The following is a 21,370-nucleotide window of genomic DNA, read 5'->3' as shown; positions in this document are numbered from 1 at the left end:
CGCCGCTTCCATGGCGTTCCCTTCGCAGCACAGACAGCGCGTTGCCACGCGCCCGCTCGATGAACGACGACCAACTTCTCCGCTATTCCCGCCATATTCTCGTCAATGAAATCGGCATCGAAGCGCAGCAGCGCTTTCTCGATGCTCACGCGATCATCGTCGGCGCGGGCGGCCTAGGCGCGCCTGCCGCGATGTATCTCACGGCAGCGGGAATCGGCAAGCTGACCCTCGTCGATGCCGATACCGTCGATCTCACGAATCTGCAACGGCAGATCGTGCACGCGACGCGTTCGGTCGGAGAGGCCAAAGTGGAATCCGCGCGCGCGACGCTCAACGCGCTGAATCCGGATGTCGAGATCGAAGCGGTCAACGCGCGTGCCGACGCGGCCTGGCTCGATGCCAACGTGCCGGGCGCGTCGGTCGTGCTGGATTGCAGCGACAACTTCGCCACGCGTCACGCAATCAACGCCGCGTGCGTCGCGCATGGCGTCCCGCTCGTGTCGGGCGCGGCCTTGCGTTTCGACGGGCAGATCAGCACATTCGATTTCCGCTCGGAGCAATCGCCGTGTTATGCATGCGTGTTTCCGCCGGATCAGGCGTTCGAGGAAGTCGCGTGTTCGACGATGGGCGTGTTCTCGCCGACCGTGGGCATCATTGGCGCAATGCAAGCGGCGGAGGCGCTACGCGTGATCGGCGGCTTCGGCGAAACGCTCGCCGGCCGGCTGACGATGCTGGATTCACTGCGCATGGAGTGGAACACGATGAAGATCGCGCGCCAGGCCGATTGCGTGGTCTGCGGCGAGCGGCATGCGCGTGCTTCGTAAGCCTCAAATCTTCTGAAGCCGCGCCAACGCTGCTTGCAATTCATCCGGCTCGTAAGCCGCGAGCACGTCCGCTACGGGCTTATCGAATGCCTTGAGATTCGAGCGCAAGATTTCCTGCTTCACGACAAGCAACTGGCTCGGATGCATCGAAAACTCGGTCAGACCGAGCCCGAGCAACAAGCGCGTGACCGTCGGGTCGCCCGCCATCTCACCGCACACCGAAACCGGCACGCCGGCGCGCTTCGCTTCGCGCAGCGTGAACGCGATCAAATTCAGCACGGCCGGATGCAGCGGATCGTACAGATGCGCGACCGCGTTATCCGCGCGGTCGATGGCGAGCGTGTATTGAATCAGATCGTTGGTGCCGATCGACAGAAAATCCAGCCGGCTCAGGAAGAGCCGCACGGCGATGGCGGCGGCGGGAATCTCGATCATCGCGCCGACCTGAATCTGGCGGTCGTAGGCGATGCCCGCGTCGTCGAGTTGACGCTTCGCCTCGCGGATCAGATCGAGCGTCTGATCGATCTCCTGCGCGTGCGCGAGCATTGGAATCAGAATCTTGGTCGGACCGAACGCGGATGCGCGCAAGATGGCGCGCAGTTGCGTCATGAACATTTGCGGCTCGGACAGACTCCAGCGAATGGCGCGCAGCCCGAGCGCCGGGTTCGGCGCGACTTCGTAGCCGTCGCCGGCGCTCATCGAATCGAGTGGCTTGTCCGCGCCGACATCGATCGTGCGAATGGTCACCGGCTTGCCGTTCATCAGTTCGATCGCGCGCTTGTAGGCCTCGAACTGCTCCTCTTCCTCCGGCAACTGGTTCTTATGATTCATGAAGAGAAACTCGGTGCGAAAGAGGCCGACGCCCATCGCGCCCGCTTCCACCGCGACCTTCGCATCCTCGGGCAGTTCGATGTTCGCGCACAGCTCGATCTTCGTGCCGCATAAGGTTTGCGTCGGCGAAAACTTGAGGCGCTGCAGCTTGCGCTGCTCCAGCACCTTTTCGCTTTGCCGGTACGAATACTCTTCGAGCACGATCGGCGCGGGATCGACGATGACAATGCCGTGATCGCCGTCCACGATGATGAGATCGTTCTGACGAATCAGCACGCTCGCCTGCTGCACGCCGACCGACGCGGGAATGCCGAGACTACGCGCGACGATCGCCGTATGCGACGTGCGGCCGCCGAGATCGGTGACGAAACCTTTGAATGCTTGCGTCTTGAACTGCAGCATGTCGGCCGGCGCGATGTCGTGCGCGACGACGATCATCTCGTTGTGACCGTTGCTCGCAACCGTATGCGCCACCATCGATGCAGTGGTCGGCGCGCCTGCAAGCGCCTTGAGCAGCCGTTCCACCACTTGCTCGATATCCGCCTTCCGTTCGCGCAGATACTCGTCTTCGATTTCGTCGAAATAGCGGCTCAGGATTTCGAGTTGTTCGGTGAGCGCCCATTCGACGTTGTAGCGCCGCGTGCGAATCAGATCGATGACTTCCTGCACGAGCATGGCGTCGTTCAGGATCATCATGTGAACGTTGATGAACGCTGTCATTTCGCCAGGCGCGTCCGCGGCCAGGTCGTTGCGAAGCGTTTCGAGTTCGGCGAGCACGCCCGCTTGCGCGGCATAAAACCGCGCGATTTCAGCGTCGATCTGGTCCGGATCGATAAGATAGTGAGCGACATCGAGCGCCGCAGGCGCGATCAGATACGCTCGCCCAATGGCGATGCCTCGTGAGACGGGAATTCCATGCAGCGTGAAGGACACGCGCACCTCCTCTGTAGTTTCTGCGCGGTCTCTAGTGGCCTGCGGCAGGCGCTTAGGACCGCGCTAGCATTATAAGTTCGAATGAGGCCGCGGTCGCCGAACGGCCGTCGCAGCGAGGCGCGGCCGTTTGTCCTGCAAAGAACGCGGACGCAAAAAAGCCGCGTCGAAGCGCGGCTTTTCGTTGGCTACTTCCGATGCGGGATGAAGCGCTTACTGCCCTTCCCCGAACTTGTCGGCGATAAGCGCGAGGATCGCTTTCATCGCATCGGCTTCGTCGGCGCCTTCGGTTTCGATGGTCACCGTGCTGCCGATACCTGCTGCCAGCATCATCACGCCCATGATGCTCTTGGCGTTGATCCGGCGACCGTTGCGGCTCATCCAGATTTCCGACTGATAGCTGCCGGCCAGTTGCGTGAGCTTCGCCGATGCCCGCGCGTGGAGTCCCAGCTTGTTTACGATCGTTGTTTCCTGTTGCAGCATGATGCTCCGGGCGCTAGTGGATGAATTGAGCGGCGTCAGTGACTCGCGGCTTTCGCGGCGACGAGATCGGCACTCGCGGAGCACGCCGGATCTTGCGAACCGGCAGCCTTCGTCGCGAGCGCGCAAGGATTAAGCGGCGTGGACGAATCCAGTTCCTGGATGCCTTTCGAGCCGCCTTGCAAAATTTTTTCGGTAAGCGTGTCGATGGGAGTCGCGCGATAACACACGGCGCGCACGAGCATCGGCAAATTGACGCCTGCGAGCACGCGCACGTCCGTTTCCGCGAGACTCGCCGCGATGTTCGCGGGCGTCGCGCCGAAGACGTCGGTGAGCACGATGGCGCCATTGTCTTCTCGCAGACGGTCGAGTTCCGAGCGCGCAAACGCGCGGACTTCGACGGGATCGCAATCGGGCGTTACGTCGACAACGCCGATGCGTGCGGGCAAGCCGCCGTAAATGTGCGCGACACACTCGCGTAGCGCGGTAGCGAACGGAGCATGCGCGATGATCAGAATGCCAGCCATGTCAGGATTGCTGCCTCTGTAACGACGCCAGGGTTGCCGGCGTCTAGAGATCGCTCGAAAACGCGCGAGCGGCGCGGGATCGATGCCTATATGGTCGCAAGCGGGCCGAAAATCAACCGCCTTACGCCAGACACCGTTCCACCATTACCACAGCTTACGCTTGCACTCTTAAACACAGTTTAAGACCGGAAAAAGCACGTTCCAACCCTAAAACTTGCAAGCAACCGGGAAATAATTGTAACAGCGTCGGCGATTATGTTTTTGCAGTGCGCCAATTCGAGCGTTGGCTAGCGCTCGAAAGGCTGTTCAGCCGACCGCGCGTTCGAGCGCGTCGATGAACATTCCAGCAACGTCGAAGCCCGTCTGATCCATGATTTCGCGGAAACATGTCGGGCTCGTCACGTTGACTTCCGTCAGGTAATCGCCGATGGCATCGAGGCCGGCCAGCAAAAGCCCGCGTGCTTCAAGAATTGGCCCAAGCGTTTCGGCAATCTCGCGATCGCGCGCCGACAGCGGTTGCGCACGGCCAAGACCGCCCGCCGCCAGATTGCCGCGCACCTCGTTGCCCTGGGGAATACGCGCCAGCGAATACGGCACCGGCTGACCGCCGATCACCAGAATGCGCTTGTCGCCGTCCGTGATCTGGGGGATGAACTTCTGCGCCATCACCGTACGCGCGCCGTCCTCGCTCAACATCTCGATGATGGACCCGAGGTTCATGCCGTCCGCTTTCACGCGGAACACGCCCATGCCGCCCATGCCATCGAGCGGTTTCAGAATGACATCGCCATGTTTCGCATGAAAGCCGCGCAGGCGAGCCGCATCGCGCGTGACGAGCGTGGGCGCCACGTATTGCGGCCATTCGGCAATAGCCAGCTTCTCCGAATGATCGCGAATGGCTTGCGGCTTGTTGAAAACGCGCGCGCCGGCGCGTTCCGCGATTTCGAGCAGCCAGGTTGCGTTGACATATTCGAGATCGAACGGCGGGTCTTTACGCATCAGCACCGCGCCGAAACGCGTGAGCGGCAAATGCTCCGCCTGTTCCGCCGCGAACCACGGCCAGCGGTCGCTGTTCGCTTCGTCGCCGACAATCGCAATGCGTCGCACGCTCGCGTCGACCGACGTGCCAGTCCACGCCAGATGCTGCGGCTCGCATGCGTACAACACGTGACCGCGCCGCGCGGCTTCGGCCATCATCGCGTAGGTCGTGTCTTTATAGATCTTGAAACGATCGAGCGGATCGGCGATGAAGAGAATGTCCATGTGTATTCGCTTGGGCTAGTGACCGTGGCCATGAGTATTGGCCACGAGAGCAGGGCATTATGCACTCAGACCTGAATCGCTTCCGGGTCGGTCTTCTCGAGTTCCACCGATGCCGCCAGCAACCCAAGCCTGGCCACCACGCCATACATGTAAAAGCGGTTCGGCGGCGCGGCGCCGGGCTTCGCATGCGCATCCGGCAGCGCGGTGTGCTCGAAGCCGAGCGGCACGAAATGCATGCCGGGCGCGTTGAGGTTCTGGTCGCGTTCGCGCGAGTCGTGCACGCGATAAAACCCGCCGACCACGTACCGGTCGATCATATACACGACCGGCTCCGCCACCGCATTCTCCACGCGCTCGAATGTGTGCACGCCTTCCTGCACGATCACATCGTGCACCTGCAGGCCTTCCTTCGCGTCGTTCATGCGCGTGCGCTCGCGCTTAGTCAATGCGGCGACCTCGCTTGCGTCGTGCACGGTCATCACGCCTTTGCCGTACGTGCCGGCATCGGCCTTGATGACGACATACGGCTTCTCGCTGATGCCGTACTCGCGGTACTTCTTCGCGATCTTCTTGATGACGCCGTCGATTGCCTCGGCCAGCGCTTCCTCGCCCGTGCGCGCCTCGTAATCCACGCCTTCGACGTGCGCGAAGTACGGGTTCACCATCCACGGATCGATCTCGACGAGCTTCGCGAACTTTTTCGCGACATCGTCATAGCAGGCGAAGTGCGTCGACTTGCGGCGCACCGCCCAGCCCGCATGCAACGGCGGCAGGATGTATTGCTCGTGCAGATTTTCGAGCACGGGCGGAATGCCGGCGGAAAGATCGTTGTTGAGCAGGATCGAGCACGGATCGAAATTTTTCAGGCCGAGACGACGCGGCGTGCGTTCGAGCGGTTCGAGCACGACCTTTTGGCCATCGGCGAGCGGAATGGTCACGGGCCCGTGGATGTTTTCATCGAGCGTGCCGAAGCGGACGTTGAGCCCCGCCTGACGCATGATGGTCGCGAGCCGCGCAACGTTCTCCAGATAAAACGCGTTACGCGTGTGCCGCTCCGGAATCACGAGCAGATTCTTCGCGTCCGGACAAATTTTTTCGATGGACGCCATCGCCGCCTGCACGGCAAGCGGAAGCACTTCGTGCGGCAGATTGTTGAAGCCGCCGGGAAAGAGATTGGTGTCGACGGGCGCGAGCTTGAAACCGGCGTTACGCAGGTCGACGGAACAGTAAAACGGCGGCGTGTGCTCCTGCCATTCGAGACGGAACCACCGTTCGATGGAAGGCGTAGCCTCGAGAATTTTCCGCTCGAGGTCGAGCAGCGGGCCACTTAACGCCGTAACTAAGTGCGGAACCATTGATTTCTCGTGGACAGCGTTTTGCGTGGGACTGGGCAACCGCCAAGGCGATCGTTCCAGCCGATACAGGGACGAAAGATTGTAGAGCAATTGCCCTGCCTAACTGGGTATGGACCGCCATTTAGCAAGGCTTTGCGGCCCATCGCGGCAATCTGCACAGGCAATCCGGGCCATTTGCGGCGCGAGCCGCGTTGGACGAAAACCCGACGTATCGCGCGGACGAAAAAAAACCCGCCATGAAGGCGGGCCAAGTCGCTGCGCTCGTTCGTTTGCCGTCGCCCCGGCGACATGCGCCGAGCGGATGAGAACCGGCGTGCCCTCTCGCGGCACGCCGGATCGCGGCTCAAATCCCTTATTCGACGTGCTCGCCATGCAGCGTGACGTCGAGACCTTCGCGTTCCTCTTCTTCCGTCACGCGCAGACCCATGACCATGTCGATGATCTTGAGCAGCACGAAGCTGACGACGCCGCTATAGACCAGCGTGACCAGCACGCCCTTCGCCTGCACGATGACATTGCCATCGAAGCCGCCGATGTCCTTCACTGCGAACACGCCCGTCAGCAATGCGCCGATGATCCCGCCCACGCCGTGCACGCCGAACGCATCGAGCGAATCGTCGTAACCGAACTTGTGCTTGAGCCACGTTGCCGACCAGAAGCAGACCACGCCCGCCACGATGCCGATCACGATAGCGCCCGTCACGCCCACGAAGCCCGAAGCCGGCGTCACTGCAACGAGACCTGCAACCGCGCCCGAGATGATGCCGAGCACCGAAGGCTTACCCTTCGAAATCCATTCCGCGAACATCCAGCCGAAGGCGGCGAATGCGGTGGCGATCTGCGTCGTGAGCATGGCGAAGCCGGCACGGCCGTCAGCCGCGACTGCCGAACCCGCGTTGAAGCCGAACCAGCCCACCCACAGCATCGATGCACCGATCAGCGAGAGCACGAGGTTGTGCGGCGCCATCACTTCACGGCCGTAGCCGACGCGCTTGCCGAGCACCAGACAGCACATCAGGCCCGCGATACCGGCGTTGATGTGAACCACCGTGCCGCCCGCGAAGTCGAGCACGCCCGCGCCTGCCAGCCAGCCGGTCGGTTCCCAGACCATGTGCGCGATCGGCGAGTAGACGATGATCGACCACAGCGTCATGAACACGAGCATCGCGGAAAACTTCATCCGGTCGGCGAACGCGCCGGTGATGAGCGCCGGGGTGATGATCGCGAACGTCATCTGGTAGACGAAGTAGACCGATTCCGGAATCGTCGATGCCAGATGGCTGACGGTCAGCGTCGTGGCCTTGTCGCCCTTGATGTAGTTCATGCCGTGCAGGAACACGCGCGAGAAGCCACCCAGGAACGAATTGCCCGGCGTGAACGCGATGCTGTAGCCCACGACCGTCCAGATGATCGTGACGAGACAGCAGATTGCGAAGCTCTGCATTACCGTTGCCAGCACGTTCTTCTTGCGAACCATGCCTGCGTAGAACAGCGCGAGGCCCGGAACCGTCATGAACAGCACGAGTGCGGTCGAGGTGAGCATCCAGGCGGTATCGCCCGAGCTGATCTTCGACGAATCGACCGAGAATGGTTCGGTCGGCGCGGCGGGAGCGGCGTCGGAAGCTGCCGCCGCTGCGGAAGCGCCTTCCGCCGACGAAGCCATCGCCGTGTTGGCGCTGGCCGGTGCGCTTGCAGGCGCCGATGCGGCGTCGGCCGCGGGTGCCGAGGCAGCGGCCGGAGCGGACGCGTCCTGGGCGAGTGCGGTGCCGACATTGGCGCCGATCAGGGCGCCCGCCACCAGCAATGACATCAAAAAGTTACGCATTCTTCGGTTTCCTCTTATCGCCGATTTCTTTTCTTAGAGCGCGTCCGCGCCGGTCTCACCGGTACGAATACGAATGACCTGTTCGATTGCCGTGACGAAGATCTTGCCGTCGCCGATTTTTCCCGTGCGCGCCGCGCGTTCGACCGCTTCGATCGCCTGATCGACGATGTCGTCCGACACGGCCGCTTCGATCTTCACCTTCGGCAGGAAATCGACGACGTATTCCGCGCCCCGATAAAGTTCGGTGTGACCTTTCTGGCGGCCGAAGCCTTTTACCTCGGTCACCGTGATGCCCGAGACGCCGATCGCCGAGAGCGCTTCGCGCGCTTCGTCGAGCTTGAACGGCTTGATGATTGCGGTAATGAGCTTCATGTATCCCTCGCTGTGGTGTGCCTCTGATCCTTCGATGCCTTCTAAAGCGGGATGCCTCGGTTGCAAGCCCACGTCCGTCCTGTCGGGCCGCTGAAAGAAGCGTGCAGAAAAGGTCCGCGCCACTTATGCAACTCGTATGCCAATCGAGTGCTCACGGGGCTTTGCACGATTTCACGAAAGGCGCGCGCAAGGGATCTGCCGAATGGCTAACGCGCGCCGTACCTGCTGGCGCCGGGGTGGGTTCGTTGCTAGAGTGCTCGCAAGGTCCCGTTAAAAGGGGCAAAGGCGGAAAACGCGGGAGCGCGGGAGCGCTAAAATCGCGGCGCCTCGAATGTGCCCGGCAGTGCGTGACGAATGCACCAAGATCGATCATGCAACCGGCCGGGGCACTGACCTAACAATGAATGCACTTTTTTTGTGCAAAGGGAGAAACGATGAAGCAGCCCAACGACGTTTTCAATGACCTGCAGCAGAAGATGAGCGAGCTCTTCAAGAATTCGCCTGCTAAAGACGTCGAGAAAAATGTGAAAGCCATGCTTTCGCAGGGCTTCTCGAAGCTCGATCTCGTGACGCGCGAAGAATTCGACACGCAGACTCAGGTGCTCGTGCGTACGCGCGCCCGGCTGGAAGAGCTGGAAAAACGCGTCGCGCAACTGGAGCAGCACCAGCCGGGCGGCTCCTCGTCGCAGGACTGACTGCTTTAACTACTGTCGACCTCGGCCGGCGAGCCGTGAAGTCCTAGTCTCATTGCCGGCGCCGCCTTCGAGCGCGCGCCGTTTCAGGTGAAATCATGTCGCTTGCCGTGGTCAAGAGCCGCGCGCCCGCCCCTGGGCGCGCGCCGGAAGTGGTCGTCGAAGTTCATCTCGCAAACGGATTGCCGTCGTTCTCCATCGTCGGCTTACCCGATCTCGAAGTTCGCGAAAGCCGCGAGCGCGTGCGCGCCGCGCTGCAGAATTGCGGACTGGAATTCCCCGTCAACCGCATCACCGTCAATCTCGCTCCGGCAGATTTGCCAAAGGAGTCGGGACGTTTCGACTTGCCTATCGCGCTCGGCATTCTGGCGGCAAGCGGACAGATTCCGGCTGCGTCGCTCGAAAATCGTGAGTTCGCTGGCGAGCTTTCGCTGACCGGCGCCCTGCGGCCCATGCGCGGAGCATTCGCAATGGTGTGCGGAGCGGCGCGGCACCATGCATCGAACGGTTCGGAGAGCGGGCGTGCGCCGGAAATCTATGTGCCGCTCGCAAGTGCTTCCGAAGCCGCGCTGGTGCCCGGCATCGAAGTGTTCGGCGCGGCGGATTTGCCGACGCTCTGCGCGCATCTGAACGGCGTTCCGGATGCGCGGCTTCGTCCCGCGCGGGCTTTTGCGCAATTGAATGCGTCATCGCGGCCGGCCGCGCCCGATCTCGCGGATGTCATCGGGCATCCGGCTGCGCGTCGCGCGCTGGAGGTTGCGGCGGCGGGTGGTCATCATCCGCTGATGGTCGGGCCGCCCGGCGCGGGCAAATCCATGCTCGCCGCGCGCTTGCCCGGCCTGCTTCCGCCAATGACCGACGACGAAGCGCTCGCCTCCGCCGCCATTCTGTCGGCAAGCTCGCTCGGATTTACGCCCGCGCAATGGAGGCGGCGGCCGTTTCGCGCGCCACATCATTCATCGAGCGCGGTGGCGCTGGTTGGCGGTAGAAATCCGCCGCAGCCGGGCGAGATCACGCTTGCGCACCTGGGCGTGCTTTTTCTCGACGAGTTGCCCGAATTCGATCGCAAGGTACTCGAAACGCTGCGCGAGCCGCTCGAAGCGGGTTGCATCACCGTGTCCCGGGCGGCGCAACAGGCGGAGTTTCCTGCCGCGTGTCAGCTCGTCGCCGCGATGAATCCGTGTCCGTGTGGATGGCGTGGCGATCCAGGTGGACGCTGCCGATGCTCACCCGACGTCGCCGCGCGCTATTTGCGCAAGTTGTCCGGACCGCTGCTCGATCGCATCGATATTCAGATCGAGTTGCCTGCGCTCTCGCCCGCTGAACTCTCGGCGCGCGGCGCCAAGCATGGCGAATCCAGCGCAACGGTGGCTTCACGCGTGGAGGCGGCGCGCGCTGTCCAGCTCGCGCGGCAAGGCAAGACCAATCGCGAACTGGACGGCCGCGATGCCGACACGCTCTGCCGACCCGATGCCGAAGGCGCCGCGCTCCTGCGCGCCGCGAGCGAGCGCTTCGGTTGGTCGGCGCGCGGCTATTACCGCGTTTTGAAAGTAACACGGACCATTGCCGATCTGTCCGGCGCGAACATTCCGACCGCGGCGCATGTCGCGGAAGCCGTGCAATACCGTCGCGCGTTTCCTGCGGCATGAGCCTAAAGGTCATCGGGCGCGAAATATTGCCTGTCAAGACTTGACTTATGCACACCAAGCCGATCCGCCCTTCTTTTTCCTACTATCAACCTACATGACAGAATGCATTGCACAGACCATTGATTTTATTGAACTATTTAACTTGCCATGAAGGGAGGCAAAGTAAGCCCGGCCACATGAAGCGGGCTTCCAGCGAATCGCCGACACTGTTTTCCACAAAGTTATCCACAGACTCTGTGAATAGCGAAAAAAGTCCTGACAAATCCGGGCATTAGACGTCAAAGCTGTGAATGAACTTCGGCTTTGTAAACCTCACGAGCAGCACTCTTAAGTGAGCAGTGGCAGAAAACCGAGGTTTACCTCTAAAACAGTTTGAAGGAAGAAAAGAATTGGTCGGACTGTTCAGAGGGCGGCGCTTTGTCCGAGACAATCGCGACTTGGTAGACATGCATGCCATGCGCCACGAAGCGCGCGTGAATCGTCCGGCTCTCGCGCTGATTCCCGCCTTGTCCCTTGACTTCCATCTCGCTGCCGAGCACTCGACCGCCGACAGCAAGGTCGATCTGCGTCGCGCGCGCGGCCGGCTGGGCATTCACATTACGAGCGAGGCCTTGCTGGAGGAAATCGAGCGCGGCGCGTTGCAACGCGGGATCGGCGCTGGGCAGGACAACCGTGCCGATTGCGAAAACCGCGTCATTGGCTTCGGCGGTCTGCATGCGCATGGTCATCGGCTGGCCGGCGATCTGAATCTTGCGCTCCTCGGCTTGCGGCTTGGCGGGCAGCGTGACTTCGTAGCCGTCGTCGTTATTCATGATCGTGCGCCAGTCATACGACGGCGTGCACGCGATCAACGCACCGCATGCGACACATGCGCACACCATCGCGCTCAATGAACGTGCGCGCATGGAACGACTCGGAACATTGCGCACGAGAAACCGGCGCAGACTGGCCGTATTCGCAGAAAGAACTCTCTTCATGGCTGACCGTTGCGTGAAAAGCATCATTATCGCGCCGCGATACCCGGATTTCGTTCGGCCGACCGGATGCGTCACGACTGCGCCGCACGTTTGGCGCTAAAATAACCAGCACTTTCCCATTGCAGTTGCGCCTTACAAGGCGCTTCGCTCGACTACGAGCCGTTCGAGGTTGCCATGTCCCAAGCCACTCAAGATACTCAGACTCGTGCCAAGAGTCCGTTGCGCTACGTTGTAATGGCGCTCGTCGCCGGCGTGATCGCGTGCACGGGGTATTTCGCGTTCGGCGGACAACAGAAGGTGCCCGATGCAACCTTCACGCTGCTTTCCGGGCAGAAGATTTCGACATCGAACGATCTCAAGGGCAAGGTCTATCTCATCAACTTCTGGGCGACGAGTTGCGAGACCTGCATGAAGGAAATGCCCCAGATGATCGACACGTACAACAAGTTCAAGGGTCGCGGGCTCGAATTCGTGGCCGTCGCCATGAATTACGACGCGCCGATGTACGTCAGCAACTATGCGCAGACGCGCAACCTGCCGTTCAAGGTCGCCATGGACGACGGCAGCGCCGCCAAACAGTTCGGCAACGTCCAACTGACGCCGACGACGTTCGTGGTCGACAAGGACGGCAAGATTCTCAAGCGCTATGTCGGCGAACCGACTTTTGCCGAGCTGGATGCATTGCTCAACAAGGCGCTTGGAGCGGCTTGAAGGAACGAGCGCGTTGAGCGGCGTCGCGTTGGGGAAAACTTACGACTGGCTTGAGCGTGCGGCGTACCGAGGCGCTCAGGATTGGCTAGCAGCGCTCAACGGTGGATCTAGGTAATAACGCGGCGCAAAAAGCGATTCAAGGAACGGGCGTTGAACGGTTCATCCGCCATTCGACTTTCGCCCGGCTTAAAGACGAGCCCGAACCAGCCAGACAATACGCGCCAGCACCCTACCGCTCAGCATCCCCCTTCACCGCAATCCCATACCGCTTGATCTTCTCGTAGAGCGTCGCCTTGCCTAGCTGCAGGCGATCAGCCGCCACCGCCACCGCCCCGCCGCACTGCTCCAGCGTCTGTGCAATCACCGCGCGTTCGAATTGCTCCGTGCGCTCCTTGAGCGGCTGCGTGGACGTATCGAGCGCGGCTCCCGTATCGTCGATGACACCGAGCACCATGCGATCCGCCGCATTGCGCAGCTCGCGCACGTTGCCAGGCCATTCGCGCTGCATGAGTTCGGCGCGCTGACGGTCCGTGATGAGCGGCGCAGGCCGTTCGTAGCGCACGGCGGCATCGAGCAAAAAGTGTTCGAAAAGCGGCACGATGTCCTCGCGACGCTCGTTGAGCGGCGGCAGTGAAATGGTTACGACGTTGAGCCGGTACAGCAAGTCGCGGCGAAACGTGCCGTCCGCGACGTGTTCGTTCATGTCGCCTTTCGCGGCGGCCACCACGCGCAGATTCGCGCGTACCGGCTGATTCGAGCCGAGCCGCTCCAGTACGCCATCCTGCAGCACTCGCAGCAGTTTCACTTGAAGCGAGAGCGGCATGCTCTCGATTTCATCGAGGAACAGCGTGCCGCCCGATGCCGCCTCCAGCCTGCCGATGCGCCGTTTCTGCGCGCCGGTGAAGGCGCCGGCCTCGTAGCCGAACATCTCCGATTCGAACATCTGCTCCGGCAACGCGCCGCAATTCACCGCGATGAACGGCTTGTCGCGGCGCGCCGAAAGATCGTGCAGACTGCGCGCGATCAGTTCCTTGCCCGCGCCGGTATCGCCGTTGATGAGCACGGACGCATCCGTCGGCGCCACGTTGGCGATCAGCCGCCGCACTTGTTCGATAGCCGGACTGCGCCCGATGATGCGGCTCTGCCCCGCCAGTTCGCGCCGCAGCGCCTGGTTCTCGAGCACCAGCGTGCGTCGCTCCAGCGCGCGGCGTACCGCTTCGATCAGCCGCTCGGAAGCAAACGGCTTCTCGATGAAGTCGTACGCGCCGTCGCGCATGGCTTGTACCGCCATCGAAATGTCGCCGTGACCGGTGACGAGTATCACCGGCACTTCGGGCGCGCGCTCCCGGCATTGCGCGAGCAGGTCGAGACCGCTCGCGCCCGGCAAACGGATATCGCTCACGATCACGCCCGTATAACTCGCGTCGATGGCGCGCGCCGCCGCTTCGACGCTGCCGTGGCCGATCACGTCGAAGCCCGCGAGCTGCAGGCTCTGCACGCTCGCGCGCCGCACGAGTTCGTCGTCTTCGATATAGATCACCTGCGAACCGGTGCTCATGGTCTTGCCCCTTGTGTTGCCTCATGCACGCCGGCCTTCAGGCGCGGCGCAACGTCAGTACGAATTCGGCGCCGTAGGAACCGTCGGCGTCGGCTTGCGTGCCGCCTTCGGGACCGGCCGCGACGATTGGCGCCACGCGATTGCGCGCGATCAGCGTACCGCCATAATCTCGCGCGATCGCCGACGAAATCGCGAGTCCCAAACCGAGCCCGTGACCCGTTTCCTTCGTCGTGAAGAACGGCTCGAAAAGGCGCGGGAGCACGTCGGCGGGAATGCCGGGGCCGTTGTCGCGCACCACGATCTCGACCACGGTTTCACGCGCGTCGAGTTCCATGACGATGCGCGGGGCATCGCATGACGCGACGGCATCGAGCGCGTTGCCGATCAGGTTGATGAGCACTTGCTCCAGCCGCAAGTCCTCGCAACGCACGAAGACCGACGCGCATTCGCCTTCGATCTCCGGCGCGATATCGAGCGCAACGTTCTTCATGCGCGGCCGCAGCATGGCGAGCGTGTTGTGCAGCGCGCGTGCGACGTCAGTGCGCGCGTTCTTCGGCCGCGCCTTCGCGACGAAGAGCTTGAGCTGATTCGTGATCTTGCCCATGCGCTCGGTGAGCGACGCAATCGCTTCGAGATTCTCGCGCGCCGCCGCCTGATCGCCGCGCTCGATCAACACGCGCGTGTTGTCCGAAAAGCTGCGCAGAGCCGCAAGCGGCTGATTCAATTCATGCGTGATGCCGGCCGCCATTTGCCCGAGCGCGGCGAGCTTGCTTGCCTGGATGAGTTCGTCGTGCGCCGCGCGCAGGTCCTGTTCGGCGCGCGTGCGTTCGTTGACTTCCTTCGTCAGTTGCTCGTTGGCCTCCGACAGATCCGCTGTGCGTTCCGCGACGCGTTGATTCAGTTCGGCATACGCGGTCTGCAGCATCTCGCGGCTGCGGATCATCTCGCGCACGCGCGCGCGCCGCATGCGCCAGTAAAACGCCAGCAGACACAGCGACACGAATACGAGGGCCGTCACGACCACCGCGTTTTGCGCGGCGCTCTCGACCGGATCGAGCGGCGCCATCGTGATCAACTGCCAGTCGGGTTCGCCGATAGAACGCCGCGTCGCCAGAAAGCTCGGCGCATTTCGCCCGCCGCCGACGCGCACGATCTGCGCGCCGCCTTCGAGCGTCTTTGCGATGGTCATCGGCAAGGGCGTGATGGGCTGTTGCGCGTACTGGCGCGTCTGGTAGACGGACGCCTCGACGCTTTGCGGCAACGGCCTCACGGTGTGATATTTCCACGAAGGCACCGAGGAAAGAAAGATTACGCCGTGGTCGTCGGTGACGAGTAGCGGCTCCGTGGCATCCGCGCCTTGCAGCCATTCGAGATTGAGCTTCACGACCGCCACGCCGATCAGTTCGCGCGTGCCTTCCTTGAACACCGGCTGCGAGATGTAATAGCCCGGTTCCAGCGAAACGGTGCCGAGCCCGAAAAAGCGTCCGACGCCGCCCTTCGCGGCATCGACGAAATAAGGTCTGAAAAGATATTCGACGCCGACAAAACTGTCCGGTCCGCGCCAGTTGCTGGCGGCGACGCAGAAGCCGTCCTTGCGGATCAGATAAGTCGCGGTGGCGTGCGCGCGCTGGTTGAGGTCTTCGAGATACTGGTTCGCGCGATCGACGTTGTTGCGGTCGGGCGTGTCGAGCACGTTCTGCACGAGCGGATGGCGCGACAGCAGATACGGCAGATATTCGTAGCGGTCGAGCGTGCTTTTGAGCGTGTTCGTAGTGCGATCCACTCGCACCGCGGCATTGAGCCGAAGCTCGTCGATACCCCGCCGCCACGCAATCTGCCAGGTGAGCGCGCAACACGCCGCAAGCAGAGCGGCGAGCGCGAAGAACACGAGGATGCGGCGCGACACGTGAGCAGATTCCCGCAAATGAGTATCTGCCATTGTGGCATACGCGCCTTCGATGTAAGGCCGCGGCGAAGCGCCGGTTGGCTGATGCTTCGCCGCGTGCATGGCTGCCTGCTTTCCGCGGCTTTAAGCGACGGTTTCGGGTTCGTGCTCGGCCGCGCCGTGCTTGAGCGCGTCGCGGAGCTTGTTGCGATCGAGCTCGTTCTCCCACGCCGACACCACCACCGTCGCCACGCCGTTGCCGACGATATTCGTCAGCGCGCGGCATTCGCTCATGAAGCGGTCGATGCCGAGAATCAGCACCATGCCCGCGAGCGGAATGGTCGGCACGACTGCAAGGGTTGCCGCCAGCGTGATGAAGCCCGCGCCGGTCACGCCGCTTGCGCCCTTGGACGTGAGCATGGTCACCGCGAGCAGCGTCAACTGCTGGCCCCAGCTTAAGTCCGTGTTGGTTGCCTGCGCGATAAACAGCACCGCCATCGTCATGTAGATGTTGGTGCCGTCGAGATTGAACGAGTAGCCCGTCGGCACGACGAGACCCACGACCGAGCGCGAGCAGCCGAGCTTTTCGAGCTTGAGCATCAGTTGCGGCAACGCGGCTTCGGACGAACTCGTGCCGAGCACGATCAGCATCTCTTCCTTGATGTAAGCGACGAAGCGCAGGATCGAGAAGCCCACCATCCGCGCGATGGTGCCGAGCACCACGAGCACGAAGACGATCGACGTCAGATAGAACGTGCCGATCAGCTTGAGCATGGGCAGCAGCGAGCCGATCCCGTACTTGCCGATGGTGAACGCCATCGCGCCGAACGCACCGATGGGCGCGAGTTTCGTGATGATGCCGACCATGCCGAACAGCACGCTCGACAGCCCTTCGATGAAGCTCGTCACCACGCGGCCGCGTTCGCCGAGATGCGCGAGCACCGAGCCGAACAGGAGCGCGATCAATAGAATCTGCAGGATTTCACCTTGCGCGAACGCGGAGATCAGCGTGTCGGGGATGATATGCAGGAAGAAATCGACCGTGCTCTGGCCGTGCGCCTTGGTCGCGAACGACTCGACGGCCTTGTGGTCGAGCGTCGCGGGATCGACGTTGAAGCCGACGCCGGGCTTGAGCACGTGCGTGGCGATGAGGCCGAGGACGAGCGCGAAGGTCGAGACGACTTCGAAATACAGCAGCGCCTTGCCGCCGACGCGTCCGACCTTCTTCATGTCCTCCATGCCGGCAATACCGGTCACGACGGTACAGAAGATGATCGGCCCGATCACCATCTTGATGAGTTTGATGAAGCCATCGCCGAGCGGCTTCATGTCGGTGGCGAGAGCGGGATAGAAATGCCCGAGCGCGATACCGATGGCGATGGCCAAGAGCACCTGCACGTACAGGACTTTATAGAAAGGTTTCTTCACGATAGTTCCAGGCAAAGGTCAGGCAGTTGGCGAAAAAAGAGCCAGCGGCGGGCTTTGACGCTTGATGCGTGTCGATTGTGTTGGCGACGAGCATCGGAAACGCGTCGTTCGAGCGAGAGCCGCTACGTCGACGGATTCAGGAACGGATGGATGCGAAGGGGTTCATCAGCTTGTCTCCTTGACTTTTATAGACGGCTTCGCGGGCCGTAACTCTTCTATTGCAAGGGCGATGCCAGTTTTTTTGCTGCGTAACCTGCTGATTTAGCTGAATATTTTTAGGACCTTGGCGATTGCCAATCCAGCTTTCCGGAAATCCGGAAAATGCTTGTCCGGGAGTTCGGACTATTCGATGCCGTCTGTCACAACGTCTTGGTGTGGGCGATGTTCACGCCATCTGCGCGCTGTTGGCCAAAAAAAACCCACGGTCTCCGTGGGTTTTCTTCTTCGTGCGAAATGCAGGAAAGGCAGTAAGCAGCTTTAAACCACGCCAGCGCCATGCGCCTGCAAATCCGCGTGATAGCTCGAACGGACCATCGCGCCGACTGCCGCGTGCGTGAAGCCCATCTTGTACGCTTCTTCTTCGTACATCTTGAACGTGTCCGGATGCACGTAAGCCCGCACGGGCAGGTGATGCTCCGACGGTTGCAGGTACTGGCCGATGGTCAGCATGTCGACGTCGTGCGCGCGCAAATCGCGCATTACCTGAAGAATTTCTTCCTCGGTTTCGCCAAGACCGACCATTAGCCCGGACTTGGTCGCGACCTCCGGATGCAGCGCTTTGAAGTCCTTCAAGAGCTTGAGCGAATGATGATAATCCGAGCCCGGACGCGCTTCCTTGTAGAGACGCGGCACGGTTTCCAGATTGTGGTTCATCACGTCTGGAGGCGCGGCGGTCAAAATGCCGATCGCGCGATCCAGCCGGCCACGGAAGTCCGGCGTCAAGATTTCGATGCGCGTTTCCGGCGAATGCTCGCGCACCTGCCGAATGCACTCGACGAAGTGCGCCGCGCCGCCGTCACGCAGATCGTCGCGATCCACGCTCGTGATCACCACGTACTTCAGCTTCAGCGCGCCGATGGTGCGCGCGAGATTCAACGGCTCTTCCGCATCGAGCGGGTCTGGACGGCCGTGGCCCACGTCGCAGAACGGGCAACGGCGCGTGCATTTGTCGCCCATGATCATGAACGTGGCCGTGCCCTTGCCGAAGCACTCGCCGATATTCGGGCAGCTCGCTTCTTCGCAAACCGTATGCAGATTGTGTTCGCGCAGAATCTGCTTGATCTCGTTGAAACGCGAACTGCCGGTGGCCGTGCGTACGCGAATCCATTCCGGCTTCTTGAGCTTTTCGATCGGGATGATCTTGATCGGGATGCGCGCGGTTTTCGCCTGCGCCTTCTGCTTCGCGGTGGCGTCGTAGGCGGCGGGCGGAACGGCGGTGTTGCCGTCGGTCGATCCAGCAAGATTTGCGGTTGCGTCAGTCATTCGCTTGATCCGTTTGAGTCTGCTTGGACGGCGGCGCCGTCGTGCAATTGTGCGGCGGCAGCAGGAACGCCGTCGATCTGATGCGCCAGCCGTTCGGCGAGCGTCGCGGCTACGTCGCGCCAGTCGGCTTCGACGCCGAGCGTCGCCATGTCGACCGTTTCGAGTCCCGCGTAGCCACACGGGTTGATCGCGAGGAAGGGCTGCAGGTCCATCCTCACATTGAGACTCACGCCGTGATAACTGCAGCCGTTGCGAATCTTGAGTCCCAGCGCGGCGATCTTCGCGCCTTCGTGCAGCGCGTGCGAACCGGCGTTGGCGCCCAGTTCCGTGTGCCGCGCGGAAGGCTTCGCGACATAAATGCCAGGCGCGCCGACCTTACGATCCGTGACAAGATTATACGATGCAAGGGTTTCGATCACGGCCTCTTCGATCCGGCGCACGAGTTCTCGCACCATCAGCTTGCGACGTCGCAGATCGAGCAGCAGATAGGCCACGATCTGACCGGGCCCGTGATAGGTGATTTGTCCGCCGCGATCCACCTTGATGAGCGGAATGCCGCTGTCGGCTAAAAGCAGATGCGCCGGGTTGCCGGCAAGTCCGAGCGTGAACACGCGCGGATGTTCGACGAGCCAGATCTCGTCTTGCGTTTCGGGCGTGCGCGCGTCGGTGAAGGCGCGCATCGCGTCGAAGCTTTCCTGATAAGGCTCTAAGCCGCGCCAGCGCAAAGTGACCGGATGGTCGCCGAAGCGGAAGACGCTGGACGGTTCGGCGGGAGTGGAGCGTTCCGGCGCGAAAGCGGTGGAAATGGCGGACATGATTCCGATAGTTTACCGAAATCGCTCGATGCCCGCCGACGCTGAACCCGAAGATAATGCGCCGGACTGCGCTTCAGACCGTGCGCCAGCCCGAACGCAACCGCTGCGCGAGACGTTCGATGCTCGTCGATACCCAGTGGATCGCGCGCTCGTCGCAGCGCGGCACAATGGTGAAGACGACTTGCGCGGGGCGGTCGCCGTCCACCGAAAGCCATAGGCGTTCGCGTTCGCGCAACTTGAGCTGGTCGCCGGGCACGAGCCAATAGTCTTCGGTGTCGTTGCTGCGCGTCGCCCAGACCGTGCTGCCTTGCACCGAAAGCCGCGTGCCACGCACGATGCGCATCGGCACCGTTTCGCCCGGCTTGATTTCGAAGATGACGCTTGTTGATATTTCTCGCATGATCCACTCCGCCAAAAGGAACGTTTCGATGACTACAATCCTAGGCGTGGCAAGGCGTTGAACCAAACGATCAATTTTCACTGCTATGTGAGCCAGATTGACAACCGACCCTCAGACTATCCATACAGATTTGCGCCAGTTGCCCGCTCTGAATGCGCTTCGAGCGTTCGAAGCCGCCGCGCGTCATGAGAGTTTTTCGCGCGCCGCCGACGAGCTCTTCGTGACGCACGGTGCGGTGAGCCATCAGATTCGCGCACTCGAAGCCGAACTGGGCGTGCCGCTTTTCGCGCGCGACGGCAAGCGCGTACGCCTGACCGATCGCGGCCGCCAGTACGCCGTCGAAGTGCGGGCCTCGCTCCTTTCGCTGGCCGAATCCACACGACGAATTCGTTCTGGCGACCGAGACCGTCGCTTAATCGTGTCGATGCTTTCGTCGTTCTCGGCGCGCTGGCTGACGCCGCGCGTGGGCAAATTCATCGAGAAGCATCCGGAAGTGGATCTGGAACTGCACTCGACGAACGCGCTCATCGATTTCAATCGCGACGATGTGGACCTCGCGATTCGCTTCGGCTACGGCAAATACGCCGGTCTGCATACAGAAGAGTTGCTCGACGAAGTGTTCTTCCCCGCGTGTTCGCCGCGCTTCAACGGCGGCAATCTGCCGCGCACGCCGGCCGATCTGGCGAACCTGCCGCTGCTGCGTTCGAACGACGAGTTGTGGCGCCCGTGGTTCGACGCAGCCGGCCTGACGGAAACGCCGGAACCGAAGCGCGGCGTTCTGTATGAGGATTCGTCGAATCTGCTGCAGGCGGCGATCGACTGTCAGGGAGTCGCGCTGGTGCGAAGGTCGCTGGCGATGCAGGAAATCATCGCGGGAAGGCTTGTGCGTTTATTCAACGTGGATGGTCCGAGCCCGTGGACCTATTTCTTCGTCTGCCCGCCCGCGGCGATGCAAACCGCGCGCGTGCAGGCATTTCGCAATTGGATTTTCGACGAAGCCGAGCAGTTCCGGCAGCTCTACGAACGCACGCCCGCAGTCTGCGACGCACCCGAAAGCACGCTCAAAGCACTACCTTGACCATGGGATGGCCGGTGAGCGCGCGATAGATGTCGTCCAGATGCGCGCGGTTCTGCGCGCGCACGGTGCAAGTCAGGCCGGTGTAATTGCCGCCCGACGAAGGCCGCGCTTCGACGCGCCCGTCGTGAAATTCGTTGTCGTATTCACGCAGTACGTTGACGATCGCGTCCTGAAATTCCGGATGCGTCTTGCCCATCACCTTGATCGGAAAGTCGCACGGAAAGTTGAACAACGCGTCGATGTCGGGGTTTGCGGCGGTTTGGGGTTTGGATTCGGACATGGCTTTCT

20 protein-coding genes are annotated in these 21,370 nt (G+C 61.9%); 5 read left to right on the top strand and 15 right to left on the bottom strand.

From position 1 onward, the window contains the following. The first annotated feature begins 59 nt into the window (after positions 1–59). Positions 60–824, top strand: coding sequence for a molybdopterin-synthase adenylyltransferase MoeB (locus QCE79_RS00985; protein WP_309841209.1), 765 nt, complete (start codon positions 60–62; stop codon positions 822–824). A gap of 3 nt (positions 825–827) precedes the next feature. Here the strand turns inward: QCE79_RS00985 and ptsP are convergent, their stop codons facing one another. The 7 genes from ptsP to QCE79_RS00950 all read right to left on the bottom strand — a co-directional run bounded on the left by ptsP (position 828) and on the right by QCE79_RS00950 (position 8,407). Next, a complete protein-coding gene (ptsP, locus tag QCE79_RS00980; RefSeq protein ID WP_244826867.1) occupies positions 828–2,588 on the bottom strand; it encodes a phosphoenolpyruvate--protein phosphotransferase in 1,761 nt (586 codons plus the stop codon). Between the two features lie 210 nt (positions 2,589–2,798). After that, the gene (locus QCE79_RS00975) at positions 2,799–3,068 is read right to left on the bottom strand and encodes an HPr family phosphocarrier protein (RefSeq protein WP_244826866.1); all 270 of its coding nucleotides are present in this window, start codon (positions 3,066–3,068) and stop codon (positions 2,799–2,801) included. A gap of 35 nt (positions 3,069–3,103) precedes the next feature. Further along, on the bottom strand, positions 3,104–3,592 hold the full coding sequence (locus tag QCE79_RS00970; protein ID WP_244826865.1) for a PTS sugar transporter subunit IIA: 489 nt from the start codon (positions 3,590–3,592) through the stop codon (positions 3,104–3,106). A gap of 306 nt (positions 3,593–3,898) precedes the next feature. After that, positions 3,899–4,855, bottom strand: coding sequence for a glutathione synthase (gene gshB, locus QCE79_RS00965; protein WP_309841206.1), 957 nt, complete (start codon positions 4,853–4,855; stop codon positions 3,899–3,901). A 65-nt stretch (positions 4,856–4,920) separates the two neighbouring features. Beyond that, positions 4,921–6,210 (bottom strand): glutamate--cysteine ligase, encoded by a 1,290-nt coding sequence (gshA, locus tag QCE79_RS00960; RefSeq protein ID WP_250462790.1) that lies wholly within the window; start codon positions 6,208–6,210, stop codon positions 4,921–4,923. A 352-nt stretch (positions 6,211–6,562) separates the two neighbouring features. Further along, on the bottom strand, positions 6,563–8,035 hold the full coding sequence (locus tag QCE79_RS00955) for an ammonium transporter (RefSeq protein ID WP_250508507.1): 1,473 nt from the start codon (positions 8,033–8,035) through the stop codon (positions 6,563–6,565). 33 nt (positions 8,036–8,068) lie between these two features. After that, complete coding sequence (locus QCE79_RS00950; RefSeq protein WP_014190273.1) at positions 8,069–8,407, bottom strand: P-II family nitrogen regulator; 339 nt, start codon at positions 8,405–8,407, stop codon at positions 8,069–8,071. 434 nt (positions 8,408–8,841) lie between these two features. Between QCE79_RS00950 and QCE79_RS00945 the strand changes: the two genes are divergently transcribed. Together QCE79_RS00945 and QCE79_RS00940 are read left to right on the top strand one after the other, a co-directional pair. After that, entirely contained in the window at positions 8,842–9,102 is a 261-nt protein-coding gene (locus QCE79_RS00945; RefSeq protein WP_244826861.1) for an accessory factor UbiK family protein, read from the top strand. Between the two features lie 95 nt (positions 9,103–9,197). After that, positions 9,198–10,748, top strand: a complete 1,551-nt coding sequence (locus QCE79_RS00940; RefSeq protein WP_309841200.1) for a YifB family Mg chelatase-like AAA ATPase — start codon at positions 9,198–9,200, stop codon at positions 10,746–10,748. A gap of 362 nt (positions 10,749–11,110) precedes the next feature. Here QCE79_RS00940 and QCE79_RS00935 read toward each other — a convergent pair whose 3' ends face one another. Continuing rightward, entirely contained in the window at positions 11,111–11,653 is a 543-nt protein-coding gene (locus tag QCE79_RS00935) for a hypothetical protein (RefSeq protein WP_309841198.1), read from the bottom strand. Between the two features lie 246 nt (positions 11,654–11,899). On the opposite strand from QCE79_RS00935, the gene QCE79_RS00930 reads away from it, so the two are divergent. After that, positions 11,900–12,436 carry a peroxiredoxin gene (locus tag QCE79_RS00930; protein WP_250462782.1) on the top strand — a complete coding sequence of 179 codons (537 nt, stop codon included), beginning with the start codon at positions 11,900–11,902 and terminating at the stop codon, positions 12,434–12,436. Positions 12,437–12,665: 229 nt separating this feature from the next. Here the strand turns inward: QCE79_RS00930 and QCE79_RS00925 are convergent, their stop codons facing one another. From QCE79_RS00925 to QCE79_RS00900, 6 genes are all read right to left on the bottom strand, one after another. Then, positions 12,666–13,994 carry a sigma-54 dependent transcriptional regulator gene (locus QCE79_RS00925; RefSeq protein ID WP_244826858.1) on the bottom strand — a complete coding sequence of 443 codons (1,329 nt, stop codon included), beginning with the start codon at positions 13,992–13,994 and terminating at the stop codon, positions 12,666–12,668. A 37-nt stretch (positions 13,995–14,031) separates the two neighbouring features. Next, positions 14,032–16,002 (bottom strand): ATP-binding protein, encoded by a 1,971-nt coding sequence (locus tag QCE79_RS00920; protein WP_244826857.1) that lies wholly within the window; start codon positions 16,000–16,002, stop codon positions 14,032–14,034. 21 nt (positions 16,003–16,023) lie between these two features. Then, a complete protein-coding gene (locus QCE79_RS00915) occupies positions 16,024–17,307 on the bottom strand; it encodes a dicarboxylate/amino acid:cation symporter (protein ID WP_244826856.1) in 1,284 nt (427 codons plus the stop codon). 477 nt (positions 17,308–17,784) lie between these two features. After that, a complete protein-coding gene (gene lipA / locus QCE79_RS00910) occupies positions 17,785–18,789 on the bottom strand; it encodes a lipoyl synthase (protein WP_244826855.1) in 1,005 nt (334 codons plus the stop codon). Beyond that, on the bottom strand, positions 18,786–19,604 hold the full coding sequence (lipB, locus tag QCE79_RS00905; protein WP_309841196.1) for a lipoyl(octanoyl) transferase LipB: 819 nt from the start codon (positions 19,602–19,604) through the stop codon (positions 18,786–18,788). The genes lipA and lipB overlap by 4 nt, the downstream gene beginning before the upstream one ends. A 73-nt stretch (positions 19,605–19,677) precedes the next feature. Next, positions 19,678–20,004, bottom strand: a complete 327-nt coding sequence (locus QCE79_RS00900; protein WP_250508502.1) for a DUF2917 domain-containing protein — start codon at positions 20,002–20,004, stop codon at positions 19,678–19,680. A gap of 97 nt (positions 20,005–20,101) precedes the next feature. Here QCE79_RS00900 and QCE79_RS00895 point away from each other — a divergent pair, with 97 nt between their 5' ends. After that, entirely contained in the window at positions 20,102–21,082 is a 981-nt protein-coding gene (locus tag QCE79_RS00895) for a transcriptional regulator GcvA (protein ID WP_250491710.1), read from the top strand. On the opposite strand, the gene QCE79_RS00890 is transcribed toward QCE79_RS00895, so the two are convergent. Next, complete coding sequence (locus tag QCE79_RS00890; RefSeq protein ID WP_244826853.1) at positions 21,066–21,362, bottom strand: DUF493 family protein; 297 nt, start codon at positions 21,360–21,362, stop codon at positions 21,066–21,068. The genes QCE79_RS00895 and QCE79_RS00890 overlap by 17 nt on opposite strands. Between the last annotated feature and the right edge of the window lie 8 nt (positions 21,363–21,370).

Origin of the sequence: Caballeronia sp. LZ003 (genome assembly GCF_031451465.1) — a bacterium.
In the GTDB taxonomy this organism is placed as follows: domain Bacteria; phylum Pseudomonadota; class Gammaproteobacteria; order Burkholderiales; family Burkholderiaceae; genus Caballeronia.
This window is presented reverse-complemented; position numbering and strand designations above follow the sequence as displayed.